At 27.1% G+C, this 26,113-nt stretch carries 15 protein-coding genes and 3 tRNA genes; 4 read left to right on the plus strand and 14 right to left on the minus strand.

What is annotated here, in order from left to right:
* The 5 genes from ACZ5TJ_RS00530 to ACZ5TJ_RS00550 all read right to left on the minus strand — a co-directional run bounded on the left by ACZ5TJ_RS00530 (nt 1) and on the right by ACZ5TJ_RS00550 (nt 5,389).
* A complete protein-coding gene (locus ACZ5TJ_RS00530; protein WP_464200675.1) occupies nt 1–795 on the minus strand; it encodes an ABC transporter permease in 795 nt (264 codons plus the stop codon).
* A gap of 8 nt (nt 796–803) precedes the next feature.
* The gene (locus ACZ5TJ_RS00535) at nt 804–3,080 is read right to left on the minus strand and encodes a bifunctional glycosyltransferase/CDP-glycerol:glycerophosphate glycerophosphotransferase (protein ID WP_464200676.1); all 2,277 of its coding nucleotides are present in this window, start codon (nt 3,078–3,080) and stop codon (nt 804–806) included.
* A gap of 28 nt (nt 3,081–3,108) precedes the next feature.
* Nucleotides 3,109–4,185 carry a glycosyltransferase family 2 protein gene (locus tag ACZ5TJ_RS00540; protein ID WP_464200678.1) on the minus strand — a complete coding sequence of 359 codons (1,077 nt, stop codon included), beginning with the start codon at nt 4,183–4,185 and terminating at the stop codon, nt 3,109–3,111.
* Between the two features lie 160 nt (nt 4,186–4,345).
* Nucleotides 4,346–4,420 (minus strand) — tRNA-Arg (locus tag ACZ5TJ_RS00545).
* Between the two features lie 117 nt (nt 4,421–4,537).
* Nucleotides 4,538–5,389, minus strand: a complete 852-nt coding sequence (locus ACZ5TJ_RS00550) for a sensor histidine kinase (protein ID WP_464200679.1) — start codon at nt 5,387–5,389, stop codon at nt 4,538–4,540.
* Between the two features lie 224 nt (nt 5,390–5,613).
* Between ACZ5TJ_RS00550 and ACZ5TJ_RS00555 the strand changes: the two genes are divergently transcribed.
* On the plus strand, nt 5,614–6,486 hold the full coding sequence (locus tag ACZ5TJ_RS00555) for a DegV family protein (RefSeq protein ID WP_464202236.1): 873 nt from the start codon (nt 5,614–5,616) through the stop codon (nt 6,484–6,486).
* Between the two features lie 71 nt (nt 6,487–6,557).
* Entirely contained in the window at nt 6,558–7,172 is a 615-nt protein-coding gene (rbr, locus tag ACZ5TJ_RS00560; RefSeq protein ID WP_464200680.1) for a rubrerythrin, read from the plus strand.
* A 30-nt stretch (nt 7,173–7,202) separates the two neighbouring features.
* On the opposite strand, the gene ACZ5TJ_RS00565 is transcribed toward rbr, so the two are convergent.
* The 3 genes from ACZ5TJ_RS00565 to ACZ5TJ_RS00575 form a co-directional block, all read right to left on the minus strand.
* Nucleotides 7,203–10,325 carry an AAA family ATPase gene (locus ACZ5TJ_RS00565; protein ID WP_464200681.1) on the minus strand — a complete coding sequence of 1,041 codons (3,123 nt, stop codon included), beginning with the start codon at nt 10,323–10,325 and terminating at the stop codon, nt 7,203–7,205.
* A 3-nt stretch (nt 10,326–10,328) separates the two neighbouring features.
* Nucleotides 10,329–11,528 carry an exonuclease SbcCD subunit D gene (locus ACZ5TJ_RS00570; RefSeq protein WP_464200682.1) on the minus strand — a complete coding sequence of 400 codons (1,200 nt, stop codon included), beginning with the start codon at nt 11,526–11,528 and terminating at the stop codon, nt 10,329–10,331.
* Nucleotides 11,529–11,612: 84 nt separating this feature from the next.
* The gene (locus ACZ5TJ_RS00575) at nt 11,613–12,404 is read right to left on the minus strand and encodes a DUF1189 family protein (protein WP_464200683.1); all 792 of its coding nucleotides are present in this window, start codon (nt 12,402–12,404) and stop codon (nt 11,613–11,615) included.
* Between the two features lie 157 nt (nt 12,405–12,561).
* On the opposite strand from ACZ5TJ_RS00575, the gene ACZ5TJ_RS00580 reads away from it, so the two are divergent.
* Both ACZ5TJ_RS00580 and ACZ5TJ_RS00585 read left to right on the plus strand, forming a co-directional pair.
* Nucleotides 12,562–13,791, plus strand: a complete 1,230-nt coding sequence (locus ACZ5TJ_RS00580) for a L,D-transpeptidase (RefSeq protein WP_464200684.1) — start codon at nt 12,562–12,564, stop codon at nt 13,789–13,791.
* Nucleotides 13,792–13,866: 75 nt separating this feature from the next.
* A complete protein-coding gene (locus ACZ5TJ_RS00585) occupies nt 13,867–15,207 on the plus strand; it encodes a CCA tRNA nucleotidyltransferase (protein WP_464200685.1) in 1,341 nt (446 codons plus the stop codon).
* Nucleotides 15,208–15,237: 30 nt separating this feature from the next.
* Here the strand turns inward: ACZ5TJ_RS00585 and ACZ5TJ_RS00590 are convergent, their stop codons facing one another.
* From ACZ5TJ_RS00590 to ACZ5TJ_RS00615, 6 genes are all read right to left on the minus strand, one after another.
* On the minus strand, nt 15,238–15,657 hold the full coding sequence (locus ACZ5TJ_RS00590; RefSeq protein WP_464200686.1) for a GtrA family protein: 420 nt from the start codon (nt 15,655–15,657) through the stop codon (nt 15,238–15,240).
* 125 nt (nt 15,658–15,782) lie between these two features.
* Complete coding sequence (gene addA / locus ACZ5TJ_RS00595; RefSeq protein ID WP_464200688.1) at nt 15,783–19,496, minus strand: helicase-exonuclease AddAB subunit AddA; 3,714 nt, start codon at nt 19,494–19,496, stop codon at nt 15,783–15,785.
* Nucleotides 19,496–22,945 (minus strand): helicase-exonuclease AddAB subunit AddB, encoded by a 3,450-nt coding sequence (gene addB, locus ACZ5TJ_RS00600; RefSeq protein WP_464200689.1) that lies wholly within the window; start codon nt 22,943–22,945, stop codon nt 19,496–19,498. The genes addA and addB overlap by 1 nt, the downstream gene beginning before the upstream one ends.
* 171 nt (nt 22,946–23,116) lie before the next feature.
* Nucleotides 23,117–23,207 (minus strand) — tRNA-Ser (locus ACZ5TJ_RS00605).
* A gap of 27 nt (nt 23,208–23,234) precedes the next feature.
* A tRNA-Ser gene (locus tag ACZ5TJ_RS00610) sits at nt 23,235–23,325 on the minus strand.
* Nucleotides 23,326–23,446: 121 nt separating this feature from the next.
* Nucleotides 23,447–26,002, minus strand: a complete 2,556-nt coding sequence (locus tag ACZ5TJ_RS00615; protein WP_464200690.1) for a YfhO family protein — start codon at nt 26,000–26,002, stop codon at nt 23,447–23,449.
* Nucleotides 26,003–26,113: the final 111 nt, after the last annotated feature.

The raw sequence follows: 26,113 nt of genomic DNA on the forward strand, positions 1-26,113 counted from the left end.
TTATAAAACGTCCGCAAAATCTTTGTATAGTTTCTTATAAATATGACTTCCAATTAGCGCTACAATTATAATTACAATCCATATGTATATTGAATATGTGCTTTCGAAAAACCATTGTTTATAAAGTAGTGTATTTCTATATCCTTCAACAAAGTAGTTAACTGGATTTAGTTTAAGTATAAACTTTAATACAGGGGAATGTACACTTTTTATATTCCAAAGTATTGGTGTTAACCATAATACTGCTTGAATTGCTGCTTTAACTAAATTTTCAAAGTCTCTACTAATTACTGATAGTGATGATAACGTCCATGAAAGTACTAAGAAGAATATATACATTACAGGAATATAATATAAGAACTGTAAATAGTATATATCAGGGTAGTATCCAAAAAACGCAAATATAACCATAGCTAATAAAAGTAACATAACTTGAACATATAGTTTTGATAGTATTACAAATGTTGGTATAGTTGATATTGGAAACTTCATCTTAGTTACAAAATGTCTGTACTGTCTAATAGACATAGCTCCTCCAACTATTGCATCATTAACAAAAAACCATGGACATAAACCTGCAATTAACCATATAAAGTATTCAAATCCATCAACTTTTGAACTTGTTCTTATAAATGTAAATGCAAAAAGGTAAACAAGTATTGTTACCATAGGTCTTATAACGGCCCAAGAATATCCTAAAGCAGCACCTTTATAAAATTTAACTAAGTCAGCCTTAGATATAAGTATCGTTTGTTTAATGTTTTCAACATTTTCTTTTATTATATTTTTTAACATAAAATCACCTATTTATTTTCATTAGTTATATAATCAACTAATCTTTTACTTGCCTTTCCATCATTATGGTCAAAAAATCTATTTTTAAAACTTCTGACCTTATTAATATCAAATTTATCCTCCTTTATTATTTCTATTATATCTTCATTATCATAAGCTATAGGACCTGGAACAAATTCATCATAATCATAGTAGAAATCTCTTTCTCCAAGATATTCTTCCTTATCATAAGCATATAATAATATTTTCTTATCTAATAATGCTGCTTCAAATAAAACAGATGAATAGTCTGTTATTAATATATCTGTTATTATTAATAACTCATTTACATCAACACTACTATCTAAATTAAGTATTCTATTAGATAGGTGCCCTGGTATATTTAGTGATCCACTAAGTCCATTTTTTACACTTGGGTGTAGTTTAAACACTATTACATAGTCATCATCTATTGAATTTAGTAATTCAACTGGATCTAATTCTAGCTTAAAGTCTTGTCTTTCTTTAGCTCCACCCCTAAATGTAGGTGCATATGTTATTATCTTCTTACCTACTAATTCTGGGTATTCTTTTAATAATTTATTTTCTATATCTTTTTTATAATTTTCATCAAATAATATATCTGTTCTTGGCACTCCAAGCGGAAGAACCTTTTCTTCTTTTATATGGAATGCTTCTGCATAGTGTTTATTTATTTCTTTAGCACTTGTTATTACTTTAGTGTAATGTAAATGTGCATTTTCTTCGAATTTTTGTGAATTTCCGTCTCTTTTTCCTATTGCACTAAATCCAAATTTCTTAAATGCACCACATGCATGCCATACTTGAATTACTTCTGTTCCACTTCTAAATTTTAATCCATAAAGCTGTCTATAATAATCGTCTAATAATATTGTTTTTGCTGTTGCAAAATTATAGTACATACTTAGTCTTTCTGATTTACTTCTATTTTTATCTAAATAAGTAACAATCTCTACATTACCTCTTTTTAATAATTCGTCATAGATTGCTTTTAAGTTTCCAGTTAGATTTTCTGATTTATTACTAGCTAAAATAACCTTATTCTTTTTAAGCGGAAGTAAACTACATAAATAGAAGAATGCTTTATCAGTTCTTCTAGAAAACGTATTTTTCATTCTTATTAATCTTCTTTTAGTAAGATACTTGTATATATATTTTTTATTATTAGTTCTTACTGCTTTTTCCATATAATCAACCATATAATCATAGTGTCTTCTTAATTCTTCTATGCTTTCGTTATTTAACTTATCAAATGTTTTTGCTAAAAGGCTTATGTATTCTACTTTTGCACTCTTACCTAAGAATAAATATCTTTCTATTACTCCTCTTGTTAACATCCATTTTAATTTTTCAAAATCATTAAGTATTTCAGAATCAATAGTATCTAATAATTGTTCCATACTCTTAAACGCCTTAGTTTGAACCTCATCATTCTTACTTATTATAGCCTGTTTAAATGGTGGCCAAATATTTATATCAACTAATCTAATTAAGTAAGCTTTTTCTAATTTTATTGCAACATTTCTATCTTTTATGTGTGAGTTTATTTCATCTAATGCTAGAATCCATGACTTTCTAACATCCTCTATTACTTTATGCGGATTTACAAATACTTGTTGCGTTAGAGATTCTCCTGGATTATTTCTTATTCTATAATAATATGCAACATACTGAGTACTAAATATTTTCTTTGCTCTTATATATGCTCTTGTAACAAATACTTGGTCTTCCCCATAGTTTATTTCTGACGGGAATTCTAAATCCTTTATAAGCTCTGTACTATATAACTTATTGCAAGGTCCCATCATCCAAAATAGTTCGAAATTTTTTCTTATATCTTTTGGACCTTCTTCAAAAAAGTGAGTTTTTACTGGCCATATTTCCTCTCCGTTATACATGCATGTTGCACATACAACCATATCAGCATTATTTTCTTCTGCAAGATTGTATCTAACTTCTAATGAATCTTTTGGCAGAAGATCATCAGAGTCAACAAAAGCTATGTATTTTCCCGTTGCTGCTTTTATTCCTCTATTTCTTGCTTGACCCGGACCTGCATTATCTTGATATATACTAACTATATTTTTAAACTTTTCACTATATTCATCTATTATCCTTTGACTACCATCTGTAGAACCATCATTTACTAATATTATTTCTACATCTTTTAACGTCTGACTCATTATCGAATCAAGTGTTTCTCTAAGATAAGACTCTACATTATATACAGGTATTATTACACTAACTTTATATTGATTATCCAACTCAGTTTCCTCCTATAATAAAACACAATTATCCCCTACCTAAGTTACGCTTTAGTTTGTTAATATCTTTTCTTAACTCTGCCGCCTTATAGCTTATATAAATAAGAGATGTTATTTTTATAATTGCTATTTTATTTACTGATGAATTCTTATTATCATACATCATATTAAATACAATCTTTTTTATTTTACCTAATTTCTCAAATTGCTCTCTATCTACTATGTTTATTAGTTTAAGCATACTTTTATAAACTTTATCTTTATCTGAAGTTTTATCTCCTATAAATGCTTCTTTAAATGGTGGCCATATATTAACATTAACCAATCTATAGAAATAAGCATTTTTAAGATTTTTTCTTATGTTTTCATCATCTATTTCATAATTTATATCATTAGAAACAAGTTCCCATAATACTGTTACATTATCAATTACTTTAGATGGATTAACAAAAACTTGTTGAGTTAATGATCCTCCGTTTTCTTTTCTCATTCTGTAATAATATCCAACATATTGTGAACTATATATTTTGTTTGCTTTAAGGTAAGCTTTTAAAACAAAAACTTGATCTTCTCCGTAATTTATATTCTCTGGAAACCTTATATCTTGTAGAAGCTCTCTTTTATATATTTTATTACACGGTCCCATCATCCATAATAACTCTAAGTCACTTCTTATATCTTTAGGCCCTTCTTCTAAAAAATGACTTTTTATTGGCCAATCTTTTTCTCCATCATATAGATAAGTAGCGCATACAGCTATATCAGCATTATTATCTACGGCATGATTATACCTTTTTAAAAGGGCATCCTTTGGTATTATGTCATCAGAATCAACAAATATTATGTATTCTCCCCTAGAAACCTCTACCCCCTTATTTCTAGCCTTACCAGGACCAGAATTTTCTTGATATATACTTATTATGTTCTCATACCTTTTTGCATAATCATCTATAATAGATTGACTATTATCTGTTGATCCATCATTTACTAATATTATTTCGTAATTATCCATAGTTTGATTGACAACAGAATCTAGCGTTTCCACTAAATATTCTTCTACATTATACACAGGTATTATTACGCTTAATTTGTATTCTCTACTCAATGTATACCTCCTCTAGGCACATATATAACATTCCCAAATTATTCAATAAATTAATATATATAATTATAATATATATTATAAACTATGTACAGTTGGGCTATTTTGTAATCAAATTTTATGAAAAAACAAAAAAACTCTAAAAGATTTTCTTTTAGAGTTTTGGTAGGGCGTATAGGAATCGAACCCATAATGTACCGTCCGTAGCGGTATGTTATATCCATTTAACTAACGCCCCGTATATTTACTTTTACTAACAGACCTATATTATCATAAAATCCATCATAGTGCAAATAAATTTATTAAGCCTAATAATGAAATATAACTATCTAATTATTACTTCTTATGACCCTTGCTATAAATATATATCTGAGAATTCTATTTCTAGTAATTGAACATTATTACTACTGTGTTCTACTTTATCTTCTTCTTGATCTAATTTAATATTTGGAATAATAACTGTAAAATCCGATCCTTTTAATGGCTCACTTTTTAATGTTATTGTACCATCATGTAAATTAACAAGAGATTTAACTAAATCAAGACCTATTCCACTTCCTTTATATTCTGTTTTTGCTTTTTTTGTTTGAGTAAATCTATTAAATATATTTTCTTGGTCTTCTTTAGCAATTCCTATCCCATTATCTACAACACTAATTTTTATATTATTATCATCTACCATTAGAGTTATATAAATACATTCTCCACTATTTGAAAATTTTATTGCATTAGATAACAAATTAATAAATATTCTATCAAATGCCTCTGGATCTACTGCAATTATACACTCCTCTTTATTTGTATCAAACACAAGTGTTATATCTTTTTGTTTCGCATATTTATCAATCGATGCTATAGTATTTTCTAAAAAACTTACTAGTTCTATGTTTCTCTTATTTATGCTAAAGTAATTTCTATCTAATTTTGATACATCTATTAAATTATCAATTAGCTTGAGCATTTTATAACTATTTCTCTTTATCATATTTAAATATTCTTTTTCTTTTGCATCCATATTTTCTGCTTTCATAGCTTCTAATATTTGATAAACACTCATTATAACATTTAATGGTGATCTTAAATCATGAGAAATATTAGAAAGAAGTCTTTCTAACTTTTCTTCTCTATCTTTTAAGTCACAAATAAGATCAAGCATTTCATCTTTTGATAAATTTTCATAATCACTCTTATTTGTAAAATTACACATATTTCCCTTCCTACCTTAGCCCCTAATCACTACACATAGATTTTAACATTTTTTACATTAAGTTACAACCGTTTTTGTTCAAAAATTTTAAATTATATTTTATTTTAGATTTAATTTTATATGAGCTATTTGTAATATTTTTATTATTATTTGAAATAATATATATACTTATGACTATAATTATAATATTATTACATTAAATATTCTTAAAGGAGGTTTTTGTTATAAATAATTTTATTATAATAACAGACTCAAGCTCTGATTTACCAAAAGACATAATTGATAAGTTTTCTATTCATTCACTAGGTCTTATATGTAATTTTAATAATAAAGAATATATAGATGAGTATGGTAAATCAATTGATTATAAAACTTTTTACGATGGATTAAGAAATGGTGCTATGCCAATGACATCCCAAATAAATAGTTTTAGGTTTTTTGAAGCATTTGAAAAATATGCAAAAGAAAATATTCCAATAATTTATATAGCCTTTTCTTCAGCACTTAGTGGAACTTATAATAGTTCTTTAATTGCAAAAGAAGAAATTTTAGAAAAATATCCGAATGCGGATATTTCAATAATAGATACTAGGTCAGCTTCTTTAGGTGTTGGACTTCTTGTTTATGAAGCTTGTAAATTAAGAGAAAATGGTGCTTCAAAAGAGGATATAGTAAATCATATAGAAAATATCAAGTTTAAAGTAAATCATATATTCACAGTAGATGATTTAAATCATCTAAAGCGTGGTGGTAGAATTTCACCTGCTGTCGCAACAATAGGATCATTACTTCAAATTAAACCTATTCTTTATATGCCAGAAGACGGTACGCTTCAAAATTTAAATAAGGTTAAAGGCAGAAAAAAAGCGATAAAGACTTTATATAGTTATTTTGAAGAAAGGTTTGATTATTCAAAAAATGATACTATATTTATATCACATGGTGATTGTATAGAAGAAGCTGAAAAATTAGCTTCTATGATAAAAGAAAAATATGATGTAAATATAGTAATAAATTATATTGGACCTGTAATTGGAAGTCATTCTGGTCCTAATACACTCTCTATTTTCTTTAAAGGCTTAGACCGTAACTTATAAAACATTAAGCATAATCTCCTTTTAAATAGTTAATACTAAGTATAACTTATTTGAAAGGGGATTTTTTATTTATGAAAAGTTTAAAAGGAAGTAAAACCGCTGATAATTTAGCTAAAGCTTTTGCAGGAGAGTCTCAAGCAAGAAATAGATATACATTTTATTCAAGAGTTGCTGCAAAGGAAGGCCACAAACAAATTGAAGCTGTTTTTCTAGAAACTGCTGATAATGAAAGAGCTCATGCTAAAGTGTTCTATGATTTATTAGTTGAAGGCCTAGGTCATACTGATATAACTGTAAATGCAGATTATCCAATAGGACTTGGTACTACGTTAGATAATTTAAAATATGCAGCTGAAGGAGAAAGAGATGAATGGGGTACTGCATATCCTGAGTTTGCTAAAATTGCTAAAGAAGAAGGGTATCCTGAAGTCTATAATGCTTTCTCTCAAATATTAACAGTAGAAAAGCATCATGAACAAAGATACTTAGATCTTTACGCAAACCTTAAAGATAACCTTCTTTATGTTAGTGAAACTCCTCAATATTGGAAATGCAGAAATTGTGGATATATATTTGAAGGAACCGAAGCTCCTAAAAAATGTCCTGCTTGCTATCATCCTCAAGGATTCTTTGAAATTGCTTATGATACTAAAGCATATGGACCTAGTAAAGAACATGCTAAATAAAAGGAGCGAGATATTAATCTCGCTCCTTTTTTATAGGATATTAAAATTAGCAGTACTACCTTCTTTTGTTGATACTACTTCAATCTTTGCATCTACTCTTTCTTTAAGCTCTTGAACATGAGATATTATCCCAACTAAACGTCCACCCTTTTGTAATTCTAATAAACTATCAATAGCATTATCTAATGATTGTGGATCTAGAGTCCCAAATCCTTCATCAACAAACATAGTTTCTAATGAAACTCCTCCAGAACTTGCTTGAACTACATCTGATAAACCAAGTGCTAAAGATAACGAAGCTTTAAAGCTTTCTCCTCCTGATAATGAGCTTACATCTCTTGAACTTGCAGTATAATTATCGTATATTTCAAGTTCTAATCCTTTTTGACCTGCACCTTTGCTTTTACTAGTCTTTCTCTTTAATGAGAACCTCTCTCCAGTCATCTTCTCAAGTCTTAAATTAGCAGCATCAATTATATCTTGGAAATATGATGCTAATACATATCTTTCAAAAGATATATAAGGACTCTTCTTTCCATTTGCTAAATCAGCAAGTTCTCCTATTACCTTATATTCTTCTTCTTTTTTATTAAATTCTTTATTAAGTTCTATTACCTTTTTAAGTACATTTTTATTATTTTGAAGTATTGAATGTTCATTCTTAACTTCTTCTGTTTTTAATTCTTCTTCTTTTCTTATTTCCTTAATTTCTTCATCTATAACATCAATATTTATTAAAATTAAATCCTTACATTTTTCATTAAGAGTTTTATTTTTTTCTTTCATAAGTGAAAGTTCACTCTTATAACTCTCTATTTCTTTATCTAAATCATTTATTCTTTCAATATACTCTTTAGATTCTATATAGTCTTCCTTACTCTCAAATCCATTACTTTTAATTGAATCTATAAATAATTTATTTTTTTCATTAAGCTCTGTAGAAGCTTCTTTTATATTCTTTATTATTTCTTTTACCTTAGCTTTTTCTCCTTCAAGTATATTTAAACTTTCATCTCTATTTTTAATTACTAGTTTTAATTTATTCTTACTATTTTCAAGTTCTAATACCTTATTATTTATTGTTTTATTTAAATAATCTACTGATATTATATCTTTAGGTATATCTTTTTCTAATTCCTCTAATGAAGCTTTATTTGCTTGTAATTTTGCATATATGTCTTTATCACTTTCTTTTAAAGAATTAATTAATTCCTCATTTTTGTTTAAAGCTTCATCTATTTTTAATAATTCACTCTCTATAACTTCCTTTTTATTTATTTTATTTTCTATTTCTTTTATCTCTTTATTTAGAACTTCAATATTACTTTTTAAGTTAATACCTATATTTTTAACTTCTTCTTTTGAAGAAGAATCATAATTAGGGTTAATACTTATATCATTAGAAAGTTTACTTAATGATTTATTACAGTTTTCTAATATATTATTAGCCTCTGAATTAATTTTAGTTAATTCAAGCATTATATTATTATTTTCTAGTTGACGTTTTTCAAATTCAGCCTTCTTACTCTTTAATTCTTCTTCTGTTGGAATATTATCATTACTTTTAACTGCTTTATTTGGATGATTTAATGAACCACAAACAGGACATGCTTCTCCATCATTTAAACTATCAGCTAATATACCCGCCTGCTCTTTTCTATAGACATCTTCCATATGCTCATATTCATGTTTTATCTTTTTAAATATATCCTCTTGTTTTAAATATTTATCTTTTATTTTACTATGCTCTACTTTAAGTTTTTCATATAAATCTATAGTCTTAAAAGCATCTCTTGCCTCTTTTATAAGCTTTGTTTTATTTTCTATTTCGTTATCTAAATTAACTTTTCTTAATTGGAGCTCACTTATATCTTTTAGTTCCTGCTCTCTCTTATCTTTGTTAGTCTTAAGAAGTTTTGTTTCTTCATCTTTTTTATTGATTAATTCTTTAACTTCTATGCTCTTTTTTTCTAATTCTAATATTAGTTTTTTAATATTGTCATAATCTCTTATCTTTGGTTCTAAAGTCTTAAGCTGTCCAATTTCTTCTGAAAGTTTATCTCTATAACTCCCCTTATTTTCTTCATTTTTAACTGCTTCTTCTAATTCTAATAGCTTTTCTTTAAGAGTTTCTACATTTTTATTACATTCATTTTCCTCTATCTCTTTTCTTGATAAATAATTTGATTTTTCTATATATTCTTTTTCTATATAACTTACTTCTTTAGCTTTCTTTGCTCTATCACTTAAAATTTTGCTCTTTTCAATTGATTCCTTTTTAAGTAATAATTCATCTAATGCTTTTAATGATTGTTCTTTTTCAATTAGCATTTCATTATTTTGAACCGCTATAAGCTTTTCTTTATTTTTCTCTTCTAATTTAGCTTTAATTCTTTTTATATTAGATTCATTCTCTCTGTATACTTCCTCTTCCTTAGCAATTAATTCATTAAGCTCATTAATAACTCCTAAAAAATCAATATACTCACCAATTTGAATATTATGTTCACCTTGTATGTTATTAAGGTGTGTTTTCATTCTATCTTTGCAAAGATTCCTATCCTTACTAAGGTTTAAAGCTTTTTCTTTCAATGATTTTTGTATACTTTCAAAATTATAAGTATTAAATATTTTTCTAAATACATCTTCACGTTCAACTGAATTAGCTAATAATAACTTTTTAAATTCTCCTTGTGGAAGCATAACAATTTGCTTAAACTGAGCCTTATTAATTCCAAGTATCTCATTTATCTTTTCATTTACATTATTTACTCCACTTATAACTTTTCCATTTGGCATTTCAAGAACTGCTTCAGCATCTTTTTCTGTAAAGCCCTCTCCTCTAACCTTTTTCTTAGGTTGCTTTGGACTTCTACGAATCTTATAGACCTCTCCCCTAAGTTCAAAGTCTAGTTCTACAAATGTTTCAACATCACTTTCTGCAAAATGGCTTCTTAAAGAATCATTTTCTCTACTTTCACCACTTGCTTCTCCATATAAGGCGTAGCTTATAGCATCAAATATAGTTGTTTTACCAGCCCCTGTCGTACCTGTAATTACAAATATATTTCTTCCATTTAACTTTTGAAAATCTAACTCCTGCTTTTTAGCATAAGGTCCAAATGCTGATATAATTAAATTTACTGGTCTCATATGTTACACCTCCTTCTTTAGAATTTCATTTATTGTGCTATCTATAACATTCTCTTTTTCTAAAGTGTATTCTCCGTTTCCTAACGCCTCATAAAATTCTTTAAATAATTCTTTTTCTGACTTACTCTTATAGCCTTTTTTAGCTGATGTATTACTTTCATCATATTGCTTTTTATTTTCTCTAGTTATAAGCATAACGTTAGGATATACAGCTCTTAATTTTTCTATTGGATTTATTATTTCTCCTTCATCTGTAAGAACTGCTTGTATATAATCTTCTTTTCCTTCTGGGCACTCTCTTCCTTCACTTATTAAATCTTCTATTTCACCTTTTATTATTCTTAAATCTCTAAGGGGCTTAAATTCTTTTAATTCTATTTCAACATTTTTATTGTTATCAATATTTAAAAGAGTAACGCCTTTTTTTTGATTAACTTCTGAAAATGAATATTTAAGTAAAGATCCTGAATACCTAACTTCATCTCTCCCTATTTTCTGTCTTCCATGAAGATGCCCTAACGCAACATAATCAAAATCATTAAATAAATTACAATCTATAAGCTCTGTACCACCAATAGATAGAGGTCTTTCAGATTCCGATACTTCAAGGTGAGCTAACTCATATTCATCTTCAAAAGAATCCTTAGCTTCTTCTCTATACATAGTTACATAACCATGGGCAATTAATATATTTCTTTCATCATAATTCATATTTTCTTTTATAATCTCTATAATAGCTTCCATCGAATCATTATGATTCTTTATATCTTTATTTTCTGTAAGCTTTCTTATTACTGCTGGGTCCTTATATGGAACTAAGTAAAAATTAACGATACCATCTTCTCCATTTATAGTAACCTTTTTAAATAATTCATTGTCACGACCACATATATATAGACCTTGCTTTTCTAGAAGTTCTGCCCCAAAACTAATTCTTTCACCACTATCATGATTTCCTGATATAGATATTACTTTAACCTTATTATCTACTACTATTTTACTTAATGTATCGTTTAAAAGCTCAACAGCATCAACAGGTGGAATCGATCTATCATACATATCCCCTGCTATTATTAATACTTCTGGCTTTTCATTCTCTATAAATTTAACTAGTTTATCTAACATATACTTTTGATCTTCTATCATAGAAAAATCATTTACTATCTTTCCAATATGCCAATCACTTGTATGAATTATTTTCATATAACTACCCCCATAATTTTAAATATATATTTTAATTATAACAAAAAAGATGATTTCTAAATCATAGAAATCATCTTTAAAATATTATAGTTTAATATTATTTATTATCTCATTTTTTATATATTTTAATATGAAAATCATATATATTGTTGTTCCAATGACAAATGGTACATCAAACATTATATAAGGTCTTACTATACTTAATGGTAATAATATAAGACTTGGAAGAGTTGATGAATATATAGCTAAAGAATATATGGCAGATATCTTCATTCTCAGTCCCATAAATGTTCCAATTATTATAGCTATTGCTGTTGCTATTAAACAATTTAATAGCATGTCAACTAAATGCTGTACCATATTAGCTAAAGTCATTATAGGAACTATAATAACTCCCATACTATTTAACTGATCTGCAAGTTCTTCATTACTTAAATTATCAATCATTAAATTTTTATAAGTAAAGTCTCTGCTCATTTCTCCAGAACCAATTCTAAGCCCATCTTTAAGAACTAATATATATGAATCTCCATGGATATATATATTTCTAAGCTCTTCTGAATGTTTTAAATCTATATTGCTATCTACATAAATTATAGTATTTCCTACATCTATATTAGTAGGATTTCTCTTAATGTTTAATTCACCATTTTTTATGCTAAATTCATTACTTGGATCTCTAATTTCTTGAACACTTTCCGAAATTTGATTTCTTGTTTGTACACCAACATAAAAACCTTTTATTCCACCTAGTATTAGACTCAGTATTAATGCATATAAAATTGCACTTAAGAATCCATCTTTAACATACTTTTGGAATGTACTCATATTATATATGTTATTTTTTAATTTAATAAAAAAATTGTCTTTCTTCACTATCTATACTCCTTCTAGCTTATCTCTGTATATTATTATATCCTAAATCCTCTTTAACTATAGTAACATACTAATTTATATTATTAAATATTTTATGTTTAATATTACAGAATATGGTTAATAATTAAATATAAATTATTATTAGGAGGAGTTATAATTGTCACATAATATTAAAAATATAAAAAATGAAAACTTTAAAGAACTTAATCTAGTTCCTAGAAAATTAAATATTAAGAAAAAAAGAAAATTTAATATACCTATAATTCCAATTACAGCTTTTATAATAGTTTTAGTTTGTGTATTAGGCTTCCAGGCCTTTAGTTATAAGAAATTAGTCTCTAACTTTAAAGGATATTTTGACTCAAGTGATTATTCTGAAGCAAATAATTACTTAGTTACCGAAGGTAATTTTAATGTATTTAAGGCATTATTTCTTAAAAATGACTTAGAGGGGTATTTTAGAACTAAAGCTAATTCAGTTAAGGAACATGTAAACTTAAATGAATTAACCCCAGATGAAGCATTATTAGTTATGAACGAGATAAATAGATATAACATAATAACAAGTTCTACAGATAAAAGCATATCTGTAACATCCGATAATATAACAGATAATACTCCTTTATCTAAAGGTATTATGGAATTTAACAAGAATAATTTTGAGGAAGCATTATCAATTTTTAATGCAATTGAAAGTACTGATAAAAATTCTAGCATAGCTTTAGATTACGTAGTTAAATGTAAAGCAAAAATTAAAGAAGACTTACTTACTACAGTTAAAGAAAAACAATCTATAGAGCACTTTACAGAGGCAATTAATTTAATAGAAAGTAAACTATCATTGCTTGATAATGATAAAGATTTAATTTCTAAAATTGATGAACTAAAGAAACTTAGAGAAGATTATAATAAATCTAATCCAAGTAACTCTTCAGCACTTGAATCATCAGCTAAGATTGTATCTGCTATAAATACAGAAAATATTAATACTTTAGGTCTACAAAGTAGTAGCAATTATTTATTATATGTAGATACTAGTTCCCAATTAACTCATATATACAAAGGCTCTAGTAACAATTGGAAACTTTTTAAATCACTAAAGTGTTCTACAGGTAAAGAAGGATCAGAGACACCATCTGGAGTTTATACTATAAAAAATAGAGATACTTGGTTCTTCTCTAAGAAATTTAATCAAGGAGGTAAGTATTGGGTTCAATTTGATGGAGATTATCTATTCCACTCAATACCTTTTGCTGAAGATCAAAAAACTATAGTTGATTATACTTTAGGTGAACCTGTTTCTCATGGTTGTATTCGCCTTTCTTTAGAGGATTCTAAGTGGTTATACGATAACATACCAACAGATACAAAGCTAATAATAAAATAGTTAAACTTATATTTTAATACCTTATCTATTTCCCCTATAATATAGATAAGGTATTTTTTATTATAGGAGGAAATAATGAATATAACTATTCCAAGTAACGTTAAATATATAATAGATGAATTTTATAAAAATAATTATGAGGCCTTTATGGTAGGGGGATGCATAAGGGATGCCCTACTTTGTAAAGTGCCTAAAGATTACGATATTGCAACATCTGCTAAACCTGAAATTACAGAAAAACTATTTAAAAAAACTATTCCAACAGGAATCAACCATGGTACTGTAACTGTACTTATAGATAATGAACCATATGAAGTTACAACATATAGAACTGAAGGCGAATATAAAGATAATAGAAGACCTAATGAAGTCTACTTTGTAAGTGATATAAAAGAAGATTTATCTAGACGTGATTTTACTATAAATGCTTTCGCTTATAACTCTAAAGAAGGTCTTAAAGACTTCTTTGAAGGATTAGATGATTTAAACAATGGACTAATAAGATCAGTTGGTGATGCTAATAAAAGATTTAATGAAGATGCTCTTAGAATGCTTCGTGCTATACGTTTTTCTACTCAATTAAATTTTGATATCGAAGAAAACACTTTAAATGCTATAAAGGATAATAAAGATCTTATTAAAAATATAAGTGCTGAAAGAATACGTGATGAACTATGTAAAATACTTATTTCTAACAATGTTAGAAAGGGACTTAATTTACTTAAAGAATGTAATCTTCTTCAAATAGTAATTCCTGAAATAGTTCCTTCAATAGGATTTGATCAGAAAAATATGCACCACTTTGAAGATGTTTTTAATCATACCCTTTCAGTTATTGAAAAATGTCCTGAAGATTTAACTATAAGATTAGCAGCATTATTACATGATATAGGTAAGCCTAATGTATTCTTTCTAGATGACAATGGGAATGGTCGTTTCTTTGGTCATAATACTAAAAGTGAGAAAATTGCTAGAGATATTTTAAATAGACTAAGATTCGATAATAAAACTATAAAAGCTGTGTGCATTCTTGTTAGAGAGCATATGAATGTTTTAGATAATGCATCTAACCTTGCAATAAAAAGACTTATAAATAGAGTTTCTAAAGAAAATGTATATTCTTTATTAGCACTTCAAAAAGCAGATATATTATCATTAAAAGATCCTAATGTGGCATTATATAAAGTTTCTGATATGAGAAATAAAATAGATAATATAATTAATTCTAATACACCTCTTACAGTTAAAGATTTAGCTATAGATGGTGGAAAACTAATAAAGGAACTTCAAATAAAACCTAGTAAATTAGTTGGTGATATTCTTAATCACCTCTTAGAATTAATTTTAAAAAATCCAGAACTTAATAATTACGATTCTTTATTAATCGAAGCAAAAAAATATAAGGAAAATAGCTGATACTATTTTCCTTATTATTTATTTAAAAATCTATTTTTTATCTTTAAATACATATACCTTACTTAATATGTAGTTTAATATTATAACTATTATATTTATTACAATTTTACTTATCATATCTTCTATTCCAATTACTGAAACAAAAAGATACATTAGCCCTAAATCTAAAAGTCCAGTAGCACCTCTAGATACAGTAAAATCAATAAGCTCTCTTAAAACTACAGGTACAGTATAGTTTCTACTATCAAAAACATATATTTTATTTGTTACAAATGCAAATAAAACTGATAATATCCAAGCTATTATATTACTTGAGATTAATCCTAATCCTATTACCCTTGTACAAGCAAAAAAACTAACAATATTTATAGCAGTAGTTAACACACCAAATACTATATATAATATTTGTTCTTTAAACTGTTTATATATATCAAATATCTTTTCTATCATAAATTCCTCCTAGAATTAATTAAATTTTCATACTTAAATATAATATCACAAATTTTTATAACTTGTATTAATAAAAAAATAATAATACGGTGCATAGACTTAATCTAAGCACCTATTAGTTAAAATTACAGTTCTATTGCCTTATCTATATAAAATAAGTATAAATATCTCTTATTTACCACCTTACCTGTTATTTTTTTTATTGCATCACTATAATAATCAAGTTGAATTTTATATCTTCTATTCATCTCTTCTTCAATATTATCTTCTACGTAATCAGTTTTATAATCTACAAGTATAATTTCCCCATCTAATTCAAAGAAAAGGTCAATTACACCTTGAAGTCTTACCTCTTCATTATAAGATTCTTTAGATATATTTTCTTTCACTTTAGATGCACTTATTCTTGTAAAGAAAGGTAATTCTCTATGAATAATACCTCCCTCATTATATACTTTAAGAATATTTTTCCCTAATTCGCTCTTAAAGAAGTTGTATATTTTATATGGATTTACAGCTTTAAATTCATCTTTAGTAAGTAATTCATTTTGAAGCATTTCTTCAAGCTGCATTTTTATATTTTTTAAAGAGTCTACCCTATCATAATCAATCTTTTGCATAACAAAATGCATTGCAGTACCTCTTTCTGCACTGGATATCCCTTTTTTCTCTTGAAGAAATCTAGGTTTTAAAACAGTTTTTTCTTTAAATAAACTTTCTCCTCTATATTCATCAGAAGGTTCATATCCAGCTTTCTTTAAATCTGATACTGAAATATTACTCTTTATTGTTGTACTATCTAAGTACTTATATTCATATCCTAATCTTCTTGCAATTTCTTTATCCACAGTTTCAGCTCTAGAATTTATAAACAGTTCCTCATCAATCGAAAATTCATCCACAGCCTCTAAATTTTTTTCCACAAATAGATTATTACTATCCCACAAATTTACCTTCCATGTGGATAAGTCATCTTTAGCAACTCCACTTGAAACCCCTATTCTTTCTCTAAGTGGCTCTCCATCTTTATGTTGACACAGAGCCATTCCAATCCAATCTAAATAGCTTTTTCCCTTTAAAACTTCTGCTGGAGAAATTTTAGATTTTTCCACACTTGCAGCTTGAACCCACTTTTCCACAGTTTTATCAATATCTCTAGTGGCTCCAGTTATTATTAATTTTTCTTTTGCTCTAGTAAATGCCACATAAAGTATTCTCATTTCTTCTGAAAGAGTTTCTAATCTTATCTTTTTCTTTATAGCTTCCTTAGGAAGAGTGCTATAACTTATTCTTTTCTCTAAATCTATATAATCTGGTCCGAATCCTAAATCATCATGATGAAGTATTCTATTATTTAAATCCATTAAATTAAATTGCTTTCCAGCTCCAGCTAAGAATACTACCGGGAATTCTAATCCCTTACTTTTATGGATACTCATAATTCTAACTACATCTTCATTTTCTCCAAGGATCTTTGCACTCCCCATATCCCCTGATGATTTTCTAAGTTTGTTTATGAAGTTTATAAAATTAAATAATCCTTTAAAGCTAGTTTCTTCATATTGCTTTGCCCTTTGGAATAATATTTTTAAATTCGCCTGCCTTAAAACTCCATTTGGCATTGCTCCTACATAGCCATAGTAAGAGGTATCCATGTATAAATACCATATAAACTCATCAATAGGAGTATATACAGATTTATCTCTCCACTTATTTAAATTTTCAATAAAGATACTGCATTTTTTCTTTAATTCATCTGAAACTTCAATATCTCCATTTACTATTTCAAGTATATTTTCATAGAAATATTTACTCTTATCAATCATTCTTATATCTGCAAGTTCCTCTGCATTAAATCTAGCAAAGGGTGCTTTTAAAACTGCAATCATTGGAACGTCTTGAAGTGGATTATCTATTATTTTTAAAAGAGACATTATTGTTCTAATTTCTATTGATTCAAAGTAACCTGATCCTGTATCTGCATAAACCGGTATTCCAGAAAGACCTAGTTCATCTAAAAATATTTCTGACCAATTTTTAGTGGCTCTTAATAAAATAACTATATCTTTATACTTTAATGGTCTATATTCACCAGTTTCTTTATCTAAAACCCTAAATTTTTCTTCATTAGCCTGTGACATAAGCTCATTAATTCTTCTTGCTACAACTCTAGCCTCAAGATTTATTGAATCAATATCCTCTTCATCCTCATCTTCATTTTCACTTGCAATATTTTTATCTAATATATGAAGCTCTACTTCTCCACCTTTACAAGCTCCTTCTTCATTTAACTCCTTAAAGTTAGCTCCTAAGTTTAGGGCCTCATCTTCTGTATACTCAAGTTCTCCAACATTTAAAGACATAACTTCTTTAAAAATATAGTTAACTGCATTTATAACTTCTTCCCTACTTCTGAAGTTTTTATATAACTGAATTACTTTATTTTTTCCCTCATCATTTCTTGAATAAGTATTGTATTTTTCTAAGAAAAGTTCTGGTTTTGCTTGTCTAAATCTATAAATACTTTGCTTTACATCTCCAACCATAAATACATTTGGATTATCTGTATTTTTCCTAGATACAAGGTCTATAATAGCTTCTTGAACATTATTTGAATCTTGATATTCATCTACTAAAACTTCATCAAATAACTCTCTAAAGTTTTCAGATACCTTTGATGGTACTATATCTCCCTCTTCTGTTTTATCAATTAATATCTTTAAACAAAGATGCTCTAAGTCATTAAAATCTAGCATGTTTTTCTCTTTTTTTCTTTCACTAAATCTTTTAGAGAACTCTAAAGTTATTTCAGATAATTTTTTCATAAAGGGATATGTTAAATTAATTCCTTCTAGCATCTCAGCAGGACTTAACATAAATATATCATCTTGAAGTTTACAAATTTTCTTCTTAACTTCATCTCTTATAGACTTAACTAGATTTTGAGCATCTATATCACTTACTTTATTCTTTCTTATTGATTTAAGTCTTCCAAAAGATATTTTAAAAAGTTTATCATATATCTCTGAAAGTCCTAAGTCTAATGATTCTTTAAGATTTATAATTCTTGATAGTTCATCATTAAATGTATCTAAATATTCCTCTATACCTTCTGTGTCATTAATCATTTCAATAGCTTTATAATATAAATTTATAAAGCTATCAACTTCCATATTAATGTCATTCTTTAAAACTTCTACCCACACTGTTTTATCTAATTCTTCTAATGAAGATATATTAAATTCTTCTGCTTTATCTGTTAACCATTTTTCTGGCCAAGGTCCACTCATAGAGAATCTATAAAGGTCTAAGACCACTTCTTTTAACTTCTCATCATCCTTACTTCCAGAATAAGCTTCTACTAAATTGAAAAATTCCATATCATCTTTTTCATAATAATCTTCAAACATTTCATCTAGTATTTCATTTTTAAGAAGTGTTCCTTCAGTTTCATCACCAATTCTAAAGGCTGGGTCTAAATCTATAGTATGAAAGTTATTTTTTATTACATCTAAACAAAATGAATGCATAGTTATTATATTTGCTCTACTTAAAAGAGTTAATTGTCTTTGTAAGCTTTTTGAACTAGGATTTCTTTCTAATGCTTTTGTTATTGCAGCTGCGATTCTTTCTCTCATTTCAGCAGCTGCTGCACTTGTAAATGTAACAACTAAAAGTTTATCTATATCAACAGGATTTTTTTCATCCGTAACTATTTTTATTATTCTCTCAACTAAAACAGCCGTTTTCCCTGAACCTGCTGCAGCTGCAACTAAAAGATTACATCTTCTAGTATCTATAGCTTTAAGTTGCTCTTCGGTCCACTTAGTTTCTCCCATTATAAATCCTCCTCTCCTTTTACTTCATCAGTTATTCTCTTCCACATTTCATCATCGCTCTTTTTCAGAACTATTCTATATTTATTATCTTTTATACTTGTATCAAATTGACAAACAGCTGAATAATCACAGTACTCACAATAAGCTTTTTTATTATTTTTAGTTGGGAATATTTTTATTTTTCCACTAAGCATATCAGTACAAAGTTCAATCATTTTCTTATTTACATATTCTCTTAAAATATCAAACTGCTCTTCTGTTGCAACTGAACTAGTCTTGGAGAAATCTCCATCCTTTTTAAATGATGCTGGTATTATAAGTGAGTATGTCTCCATAGTTTCATCCATTGATCTTATAAGCTTAGCATCTTTAAGTAATAGCCCATTCATTTTTAGTTTCTTTAATACCTCATTTTGTACTTCTTCATCATCAAGGTCGCTATTACCTTTTATAATTGGGTCATCTATTTTAAAGTAAAGTATTGCACCAGGTATTGCACCTGTATTTAAGATGTGTTCAGAGCTTCTTAAAAGTGCATCTAAATATACTAAAAGCTGCATTTGTATTCCATAATAAAGTTCTGTTAAGCTAAATTCTTTTGAACCTGATTTATAATCTATTATTCTTAAATAAGTGTTTCCATCTAGTTCAATCTTATCTATTCTATCAATTCTTCCTGTAAGATATACTCTCTCACCTGATGGTAAGTCAATTTTTATTGGCTCTCCACCATCCATAGAACCAAATTCAAATTCATTTCTAAATACTTCGAATTTTCCTCTTTTCATTTGCTCTGCTATAACTGAAACGGACTTAGTTATTACTCTTTTAAATCTATCAGTGAAATACTTATATCTCTTTGTACTGTTTAAAATTGAATTATTATCTTCCTTAAGTTTAATATCTATAAGTTCTGATACTATCTCTTTACATTTATCCTTATTTAATTCTGACCATAGAATTTTTTCATTCTTAACTTTATTAGTAAACTTATCTAATATCTCATGCATGAATGAACCTAAATCTGGCGCTGAGAACTCATATATTTTTCTATCTTTAGCTTTTAATCCATATTGAACAAAATATGAGAATGGACATTCTGCATACTTTTCCAATCTTGAAACACTAACTCTTAAATTACCATTATCATTTTCATATAATTTACGTAGTTTATCTCTAGGGATCTCTTCACCTATATTTGAATAAGTTATTCCTTTAAAGATTGTTCTTGTTCTTTCTTCAAACCCTTCATGACTGCTATACCAGCTAAATACTTCTTTCCAATAGTCATTTACTTCTTCTTTATCAAATTGTTTTCTAAGTGCTAATATTAATTCATTAAATGTTGGAACCTTTGTTGTAACTTTGCTGAATTTATCATACTTATCAGCATAATTAAACATATCACTTTCTTCTTTTACATTACTTAAGACTCTCTTTAACCTAGGTATTATAATAGATGGTCTTAAAGATTTTCCCTCAAAGTCAGCCATAGGATAAGTTATCATTAAATATCTACTTGGTATTGTAAGTGCAGTATAAACCATAAACTGCTCTTCAAAAGCTCTAGTCCTAGTTGTTGACGCTAATTCAATTCCTTTTTCCTTAAGAATATCTCTATCCCTATCTGATAATATTCCTTCTTCCTTACTTGCTGATGGAAGTACACCATCATTTACTCCAACAACATATAAAGCTTTAACTTCTCTACCTTTTATTCTTGCAATATCTCCTATATTTACTTGGTCTAATGCAACAGGTATTACCCCTATTTCTTTATTTTCAAAACCTGCATTTAATACTTTATAAAATTCCCTAGGTGATAGTTTATCATCTCCAATTACATCAACCGCTTGATCTAATATCTCTATAACCATTGCAGGAACTTGCTCATATTCACGTACCTTCGCTTCTAATCCAATATCTTTAAAGCCTTCAATCCATTCATCTATTTTATTAAATACATCTAATTCTATAAGAAGCTCATATATGGCACTACAAATTTCTCTAACGGATTTCTCTCCCTTAATCTTGCTATGGAAATTCATAAGTGGTTCTCTTACTTCTTCCATTATTTCTTTTATAAATAATTCATCTGGATTTTCATTTACATCGTCGCTTTCAAAAAATCCATCATTTACTTCTTCAGTAGTCCATCTATACCCCTTTAATCCATGAGCTAATATATAATTTTCTAGCCTATCCACATATTCTCTTTCAATATTTATAAGACCACTTTTTAGGTATTTAAATACAGCTTCATAAGACCAATTATTTAGTAGAACTTCAAAAGAAGACATTACTAATATAACTAAAGGGTTGCTCAATACTTCTATTTTTTTATCTAAGAAATATGGTATTTCATATTGATTAAATATGACTGTCATTACCTTTTCATATAGATTAATATCTCTACACACAACAGAAATATCTTTATATCTATATCCATTATCTCTAACAAGTCTTATTATATCTTTGGCTATCATATCTACTTCATCATAAGTATTATTACCCTTATATATTCTTATATCTTTATTTTTTCCACTATATATTTTAAATGGATAAGTAAAAAAATGCTTTTCTAAATGCTTTAATTCTTCACTATCCTTAAATCTATATGGATATTCTTTATTTAAGTTTATAGGTTCTAAATATCCTATATGGTTTTCTTCCATAAGCTTAATAATTCTATTTTCAGTATTCTTTATAACATTAAATATATCTGTTTCTTCGTTTGCTTTTGTATTATTGTTGCCATCCATACATAATGTAATATTTACTGTTTTTGCTTTAGAAGCTAATTCGCTTATTATATCAAGTTGCTGTGGAGTAAATGTTGTAAACTCATCTATCCATATTTCTGCACCTTCATATATGTTGCAATCTTTAAGCTTATTCTTAAGTATAGTTAATTCATCATCTCCATCAACTACATTATTTTCTATTCTGCTATTATATTCATTATAAAGATCTGCTAGATCAATTAATTTATCTTTTAATTCATCATCTTCTAAACTATCTAATTCTTCTACTAATATTTCCGGAGAAATATTATATTTTTTAAATTCAGTTAAAGTTTTTGAGACTATTTCTATAAAACCTTGCTTTCTTGATATTCTATTAAAATATTTAAGGTCATCACTTTTTTCTTGAAGTAGCTTATATATAAGCATACTCTTTCCTTCATCTTTCATTATTTGATGAGTTCTACCGCCACATTCCTCAAATACCCTACTACACATAGTCTTAAAACTTAAAATTTCAGTTCTAAGTAAGGCTTTTTCCCCTATTATATCAAGTAATTTGTTTTCTGTTTGGAATGTATATTGTTCTGGAACTATAAGTACTAATTTATTATTTTTATTATTTTCTATTTTTTTTCTTATTTGATCTAGGCAAAATCTACTTTTGCCGCTTCCCGCTCTCCCATAAATAAATCTAATTCCCATAATAAAACTCCTAATTTTCTATTCTTTTATTTTACATATTATAATTATATCCTAATTAATCTATTTATCTAATAATTATTAAAATTAAAGGGATTAATCTAAAAGACTAATCCCTCATCTAAATCATATTAAACTAAAATAAAAAAACATCTAACATAAGTTAGATGTTTTTGGCGGAGAATCCGGGATTTGAACCCGGGCGCCGGTTGCCCGACCTACGCCCTTAGCAGGGGCGCCTCTTCAGCCACTTGAGTAATTCTCCATGTGCCCTCTATATAAAATATATATGTGGCGGAGAGAGTGGGATTCGAACCCACGGTACGCTCTCACGTACGCCGGTTTTCAAGACCGGTGCCTTAAACCAACTCGACCATCTCTCCGTATCAAAGACATTTATTATTATAGCAACAAGGTATATAGCTGTCAACACTTTTTGAAAACTTTTTTATTATTAAGTAAATAAAAGCATCAAATATTTATTTGATGCTTTTATAAAATCTATTATTTTCTTCTTTTCTTATTTATTATACAAATAAGTATTAATAATAATAATGATGCGCCTGAAATTATAGCTCCTATTTTTAACCCCTGAGGCATATATTTAAATTCAACTTTGTGAGTTCCTTTAGGAATTTCTACTCCTATAAAGGCATTTAATAGCTCAACTTTATCAGCCTTCTTACCATCGATAGTTACGCTCCATCCATCGTCATATGGTATTGAAGTATAAAGCATTTGCTTATCTTCAGTAGAGGTTACATCTCCAACAATATTAGTATCATTATACTTTGATATTTCATATTCGTTTTCTGAAAGATTATTATATAAATTATTGAATTGTCTTAAATTTAATGAATATATTCTATTCATTAACCAATAACCTTCTACATTTTTAAAGTTAATTCTTATAGTTATTTCTTTCTCTCTATTATATTTTCCTAAATTAATTACTTCTACAGTACCTTTAGTTTCGTATTTTCTAACTACTTCACCATCTGATATTACTTCTATATTTTTTAATCCCCTAGTTTGTAGTTGCATATATATTGGCTCATATTTTCTAGTTCTTATCTTTACATCAACATAAGCTCTATCATCTTTATTTATTATTGAGTACTTATGATTTTCTCTGCCTAAGTTATATGTTGTTATATCAGTCATCCTAATTTTATTAAAGTATTTAGCTTTTTCACCTGATGACATGCTATTTAATATTTCATTTTGTATTTCAAATGTTACAGCATCATTATTTATTACATCAACATTTCTTATTTTATCATTTACCATAAATCCTAATGGTAACCAATAAGGATTATTGTATACTGTCATATCTTTGTAGCTATATCCCTTTTCATATGAACTATTAAAATTATATTTTGATATAACATTTCTTACTGAAAGAATTGAGTCTACAGGTATAGTAGAGCCAACTCCATAAAAGTCATAGAACTTAGTTTCAGAAAGACCTAACTTTCCTAAAACCTTTCTTAAATCAACTTTATAAATTGAACTAAAATGAGATAAACTATTATAATCTAAAAGCATTGCATCATTATAATTAAACTCAAATGTTTTTTCTGTTCTATAAAATCCAGCATTATTTTCTTTTATATTATTTATTACTTTGCCTACATCTTGTTTAAAGTTTATAAATTTACTTCTATCTTCATAAGAAATACTTTGTAACGTTGCTTTTCCGTTATAAGCTATTTCGATTACAAATAACAGAGAACAAAATAATATAAGAATATTTCTGTATGATATTTTATATTTATATATAACTAATGCTATACTATATAAAACAGTTAATATAATTGCAAATAGAACTTCATGCATTGAAAGATTAATATAATTTGCTTTAATAACAAATATTGAAGTACCAATTACTATTATATTTACTATAATAAAAGATATATTTTTTATTCCTTCTAAGTTTAAGTATGACTTATAAGCCAGCATTATTAAGAATAAGCATAATGTAAATGCATATCTATATGGGAATCCAATTGGTTTATTAAATCCATGCCATATTAAATTAAATGTACTTATATACATACTTAAAACAAATATTAATATAACTATAGCAGAAAAAATCTTTTCTTTTATTTTTATTCTTCTATTAAAGAAGTATAGCATTACTAATAATATAACGAAAACACTGCAATAGATATTAGGTAATCCACTAAGCATATCTTTATCGCCTTTAAATGCTCCTGGATAAAGTTTTGATATTAAATCAAATAGATTAAAATTTATTTTAGGAATTAAATTTTCTAATGAAAGAGTTGCCTTTCCTCCTTGTAATGAATACAATACAGGTATTGCTACAACAGCACTTAGAGCTCCCGCCATTAATGATGATCCTATAAAATTTAAAACCTTTTTTAGTATTTCGCCTTTATTAAGCTTTAATATTCCCCTATAAGCAAAGTATATACATGAGAAAATACATATTATAAATCCAATATAAAAGTTTGTTGTTATAGCTAAGAATAAAGTAATTATGTATAGTAAACTTTTATTTTTTTCTATTATTCTGTCTATACCTATTAAGATTAAAGGTAATAAAATTACTCCATCTAACCACATTATATTCTGCTGATATGCTATGTTGTATGCTGATAATGCATATGCAGTTGAAAATATAACTGATGCATATTTAGTCTTAAAAGTCTTATTTATAAATATAGATGCTGTAAGGCCACAAGTTCCAACCTTTAATAATGTCATAATAAATATTGCTTCTGTTATCATATTACTTGGGAAGAGTAATAATATTAAATTAAACGGACTTATTAAATAATAATATGCTAGCCCTAGCATATTACCTCCCATTTCTTTTGTGAATGAATATAATATACTATCTTTTCCAAGTAATATATCTCTAAATTCACTGAAGTAGCTTACATATTGACCTTTTAAATCTCTAGTTAAGATAGATCCATTTCCAAAAGGATAAATTTTTATCATAGCATATATTCCAACCATTATTATTATAGGAACTATAAACGCTAATAAATAAATAATTCTCTTTTTATTTTTTGTTACGCTATTCATATATTTCTCCTTAAATTAGATATAATATAATTTTTTCCATATTTGATTGTTTTCTTACAATAAAAATTAAAATTAAACAAAAAAAAACCTGTTTGAAAACAAACAGGTTTC

The sequence above is a fragment of the Clostridium budayi genome, from assembly GCF_055396605.1.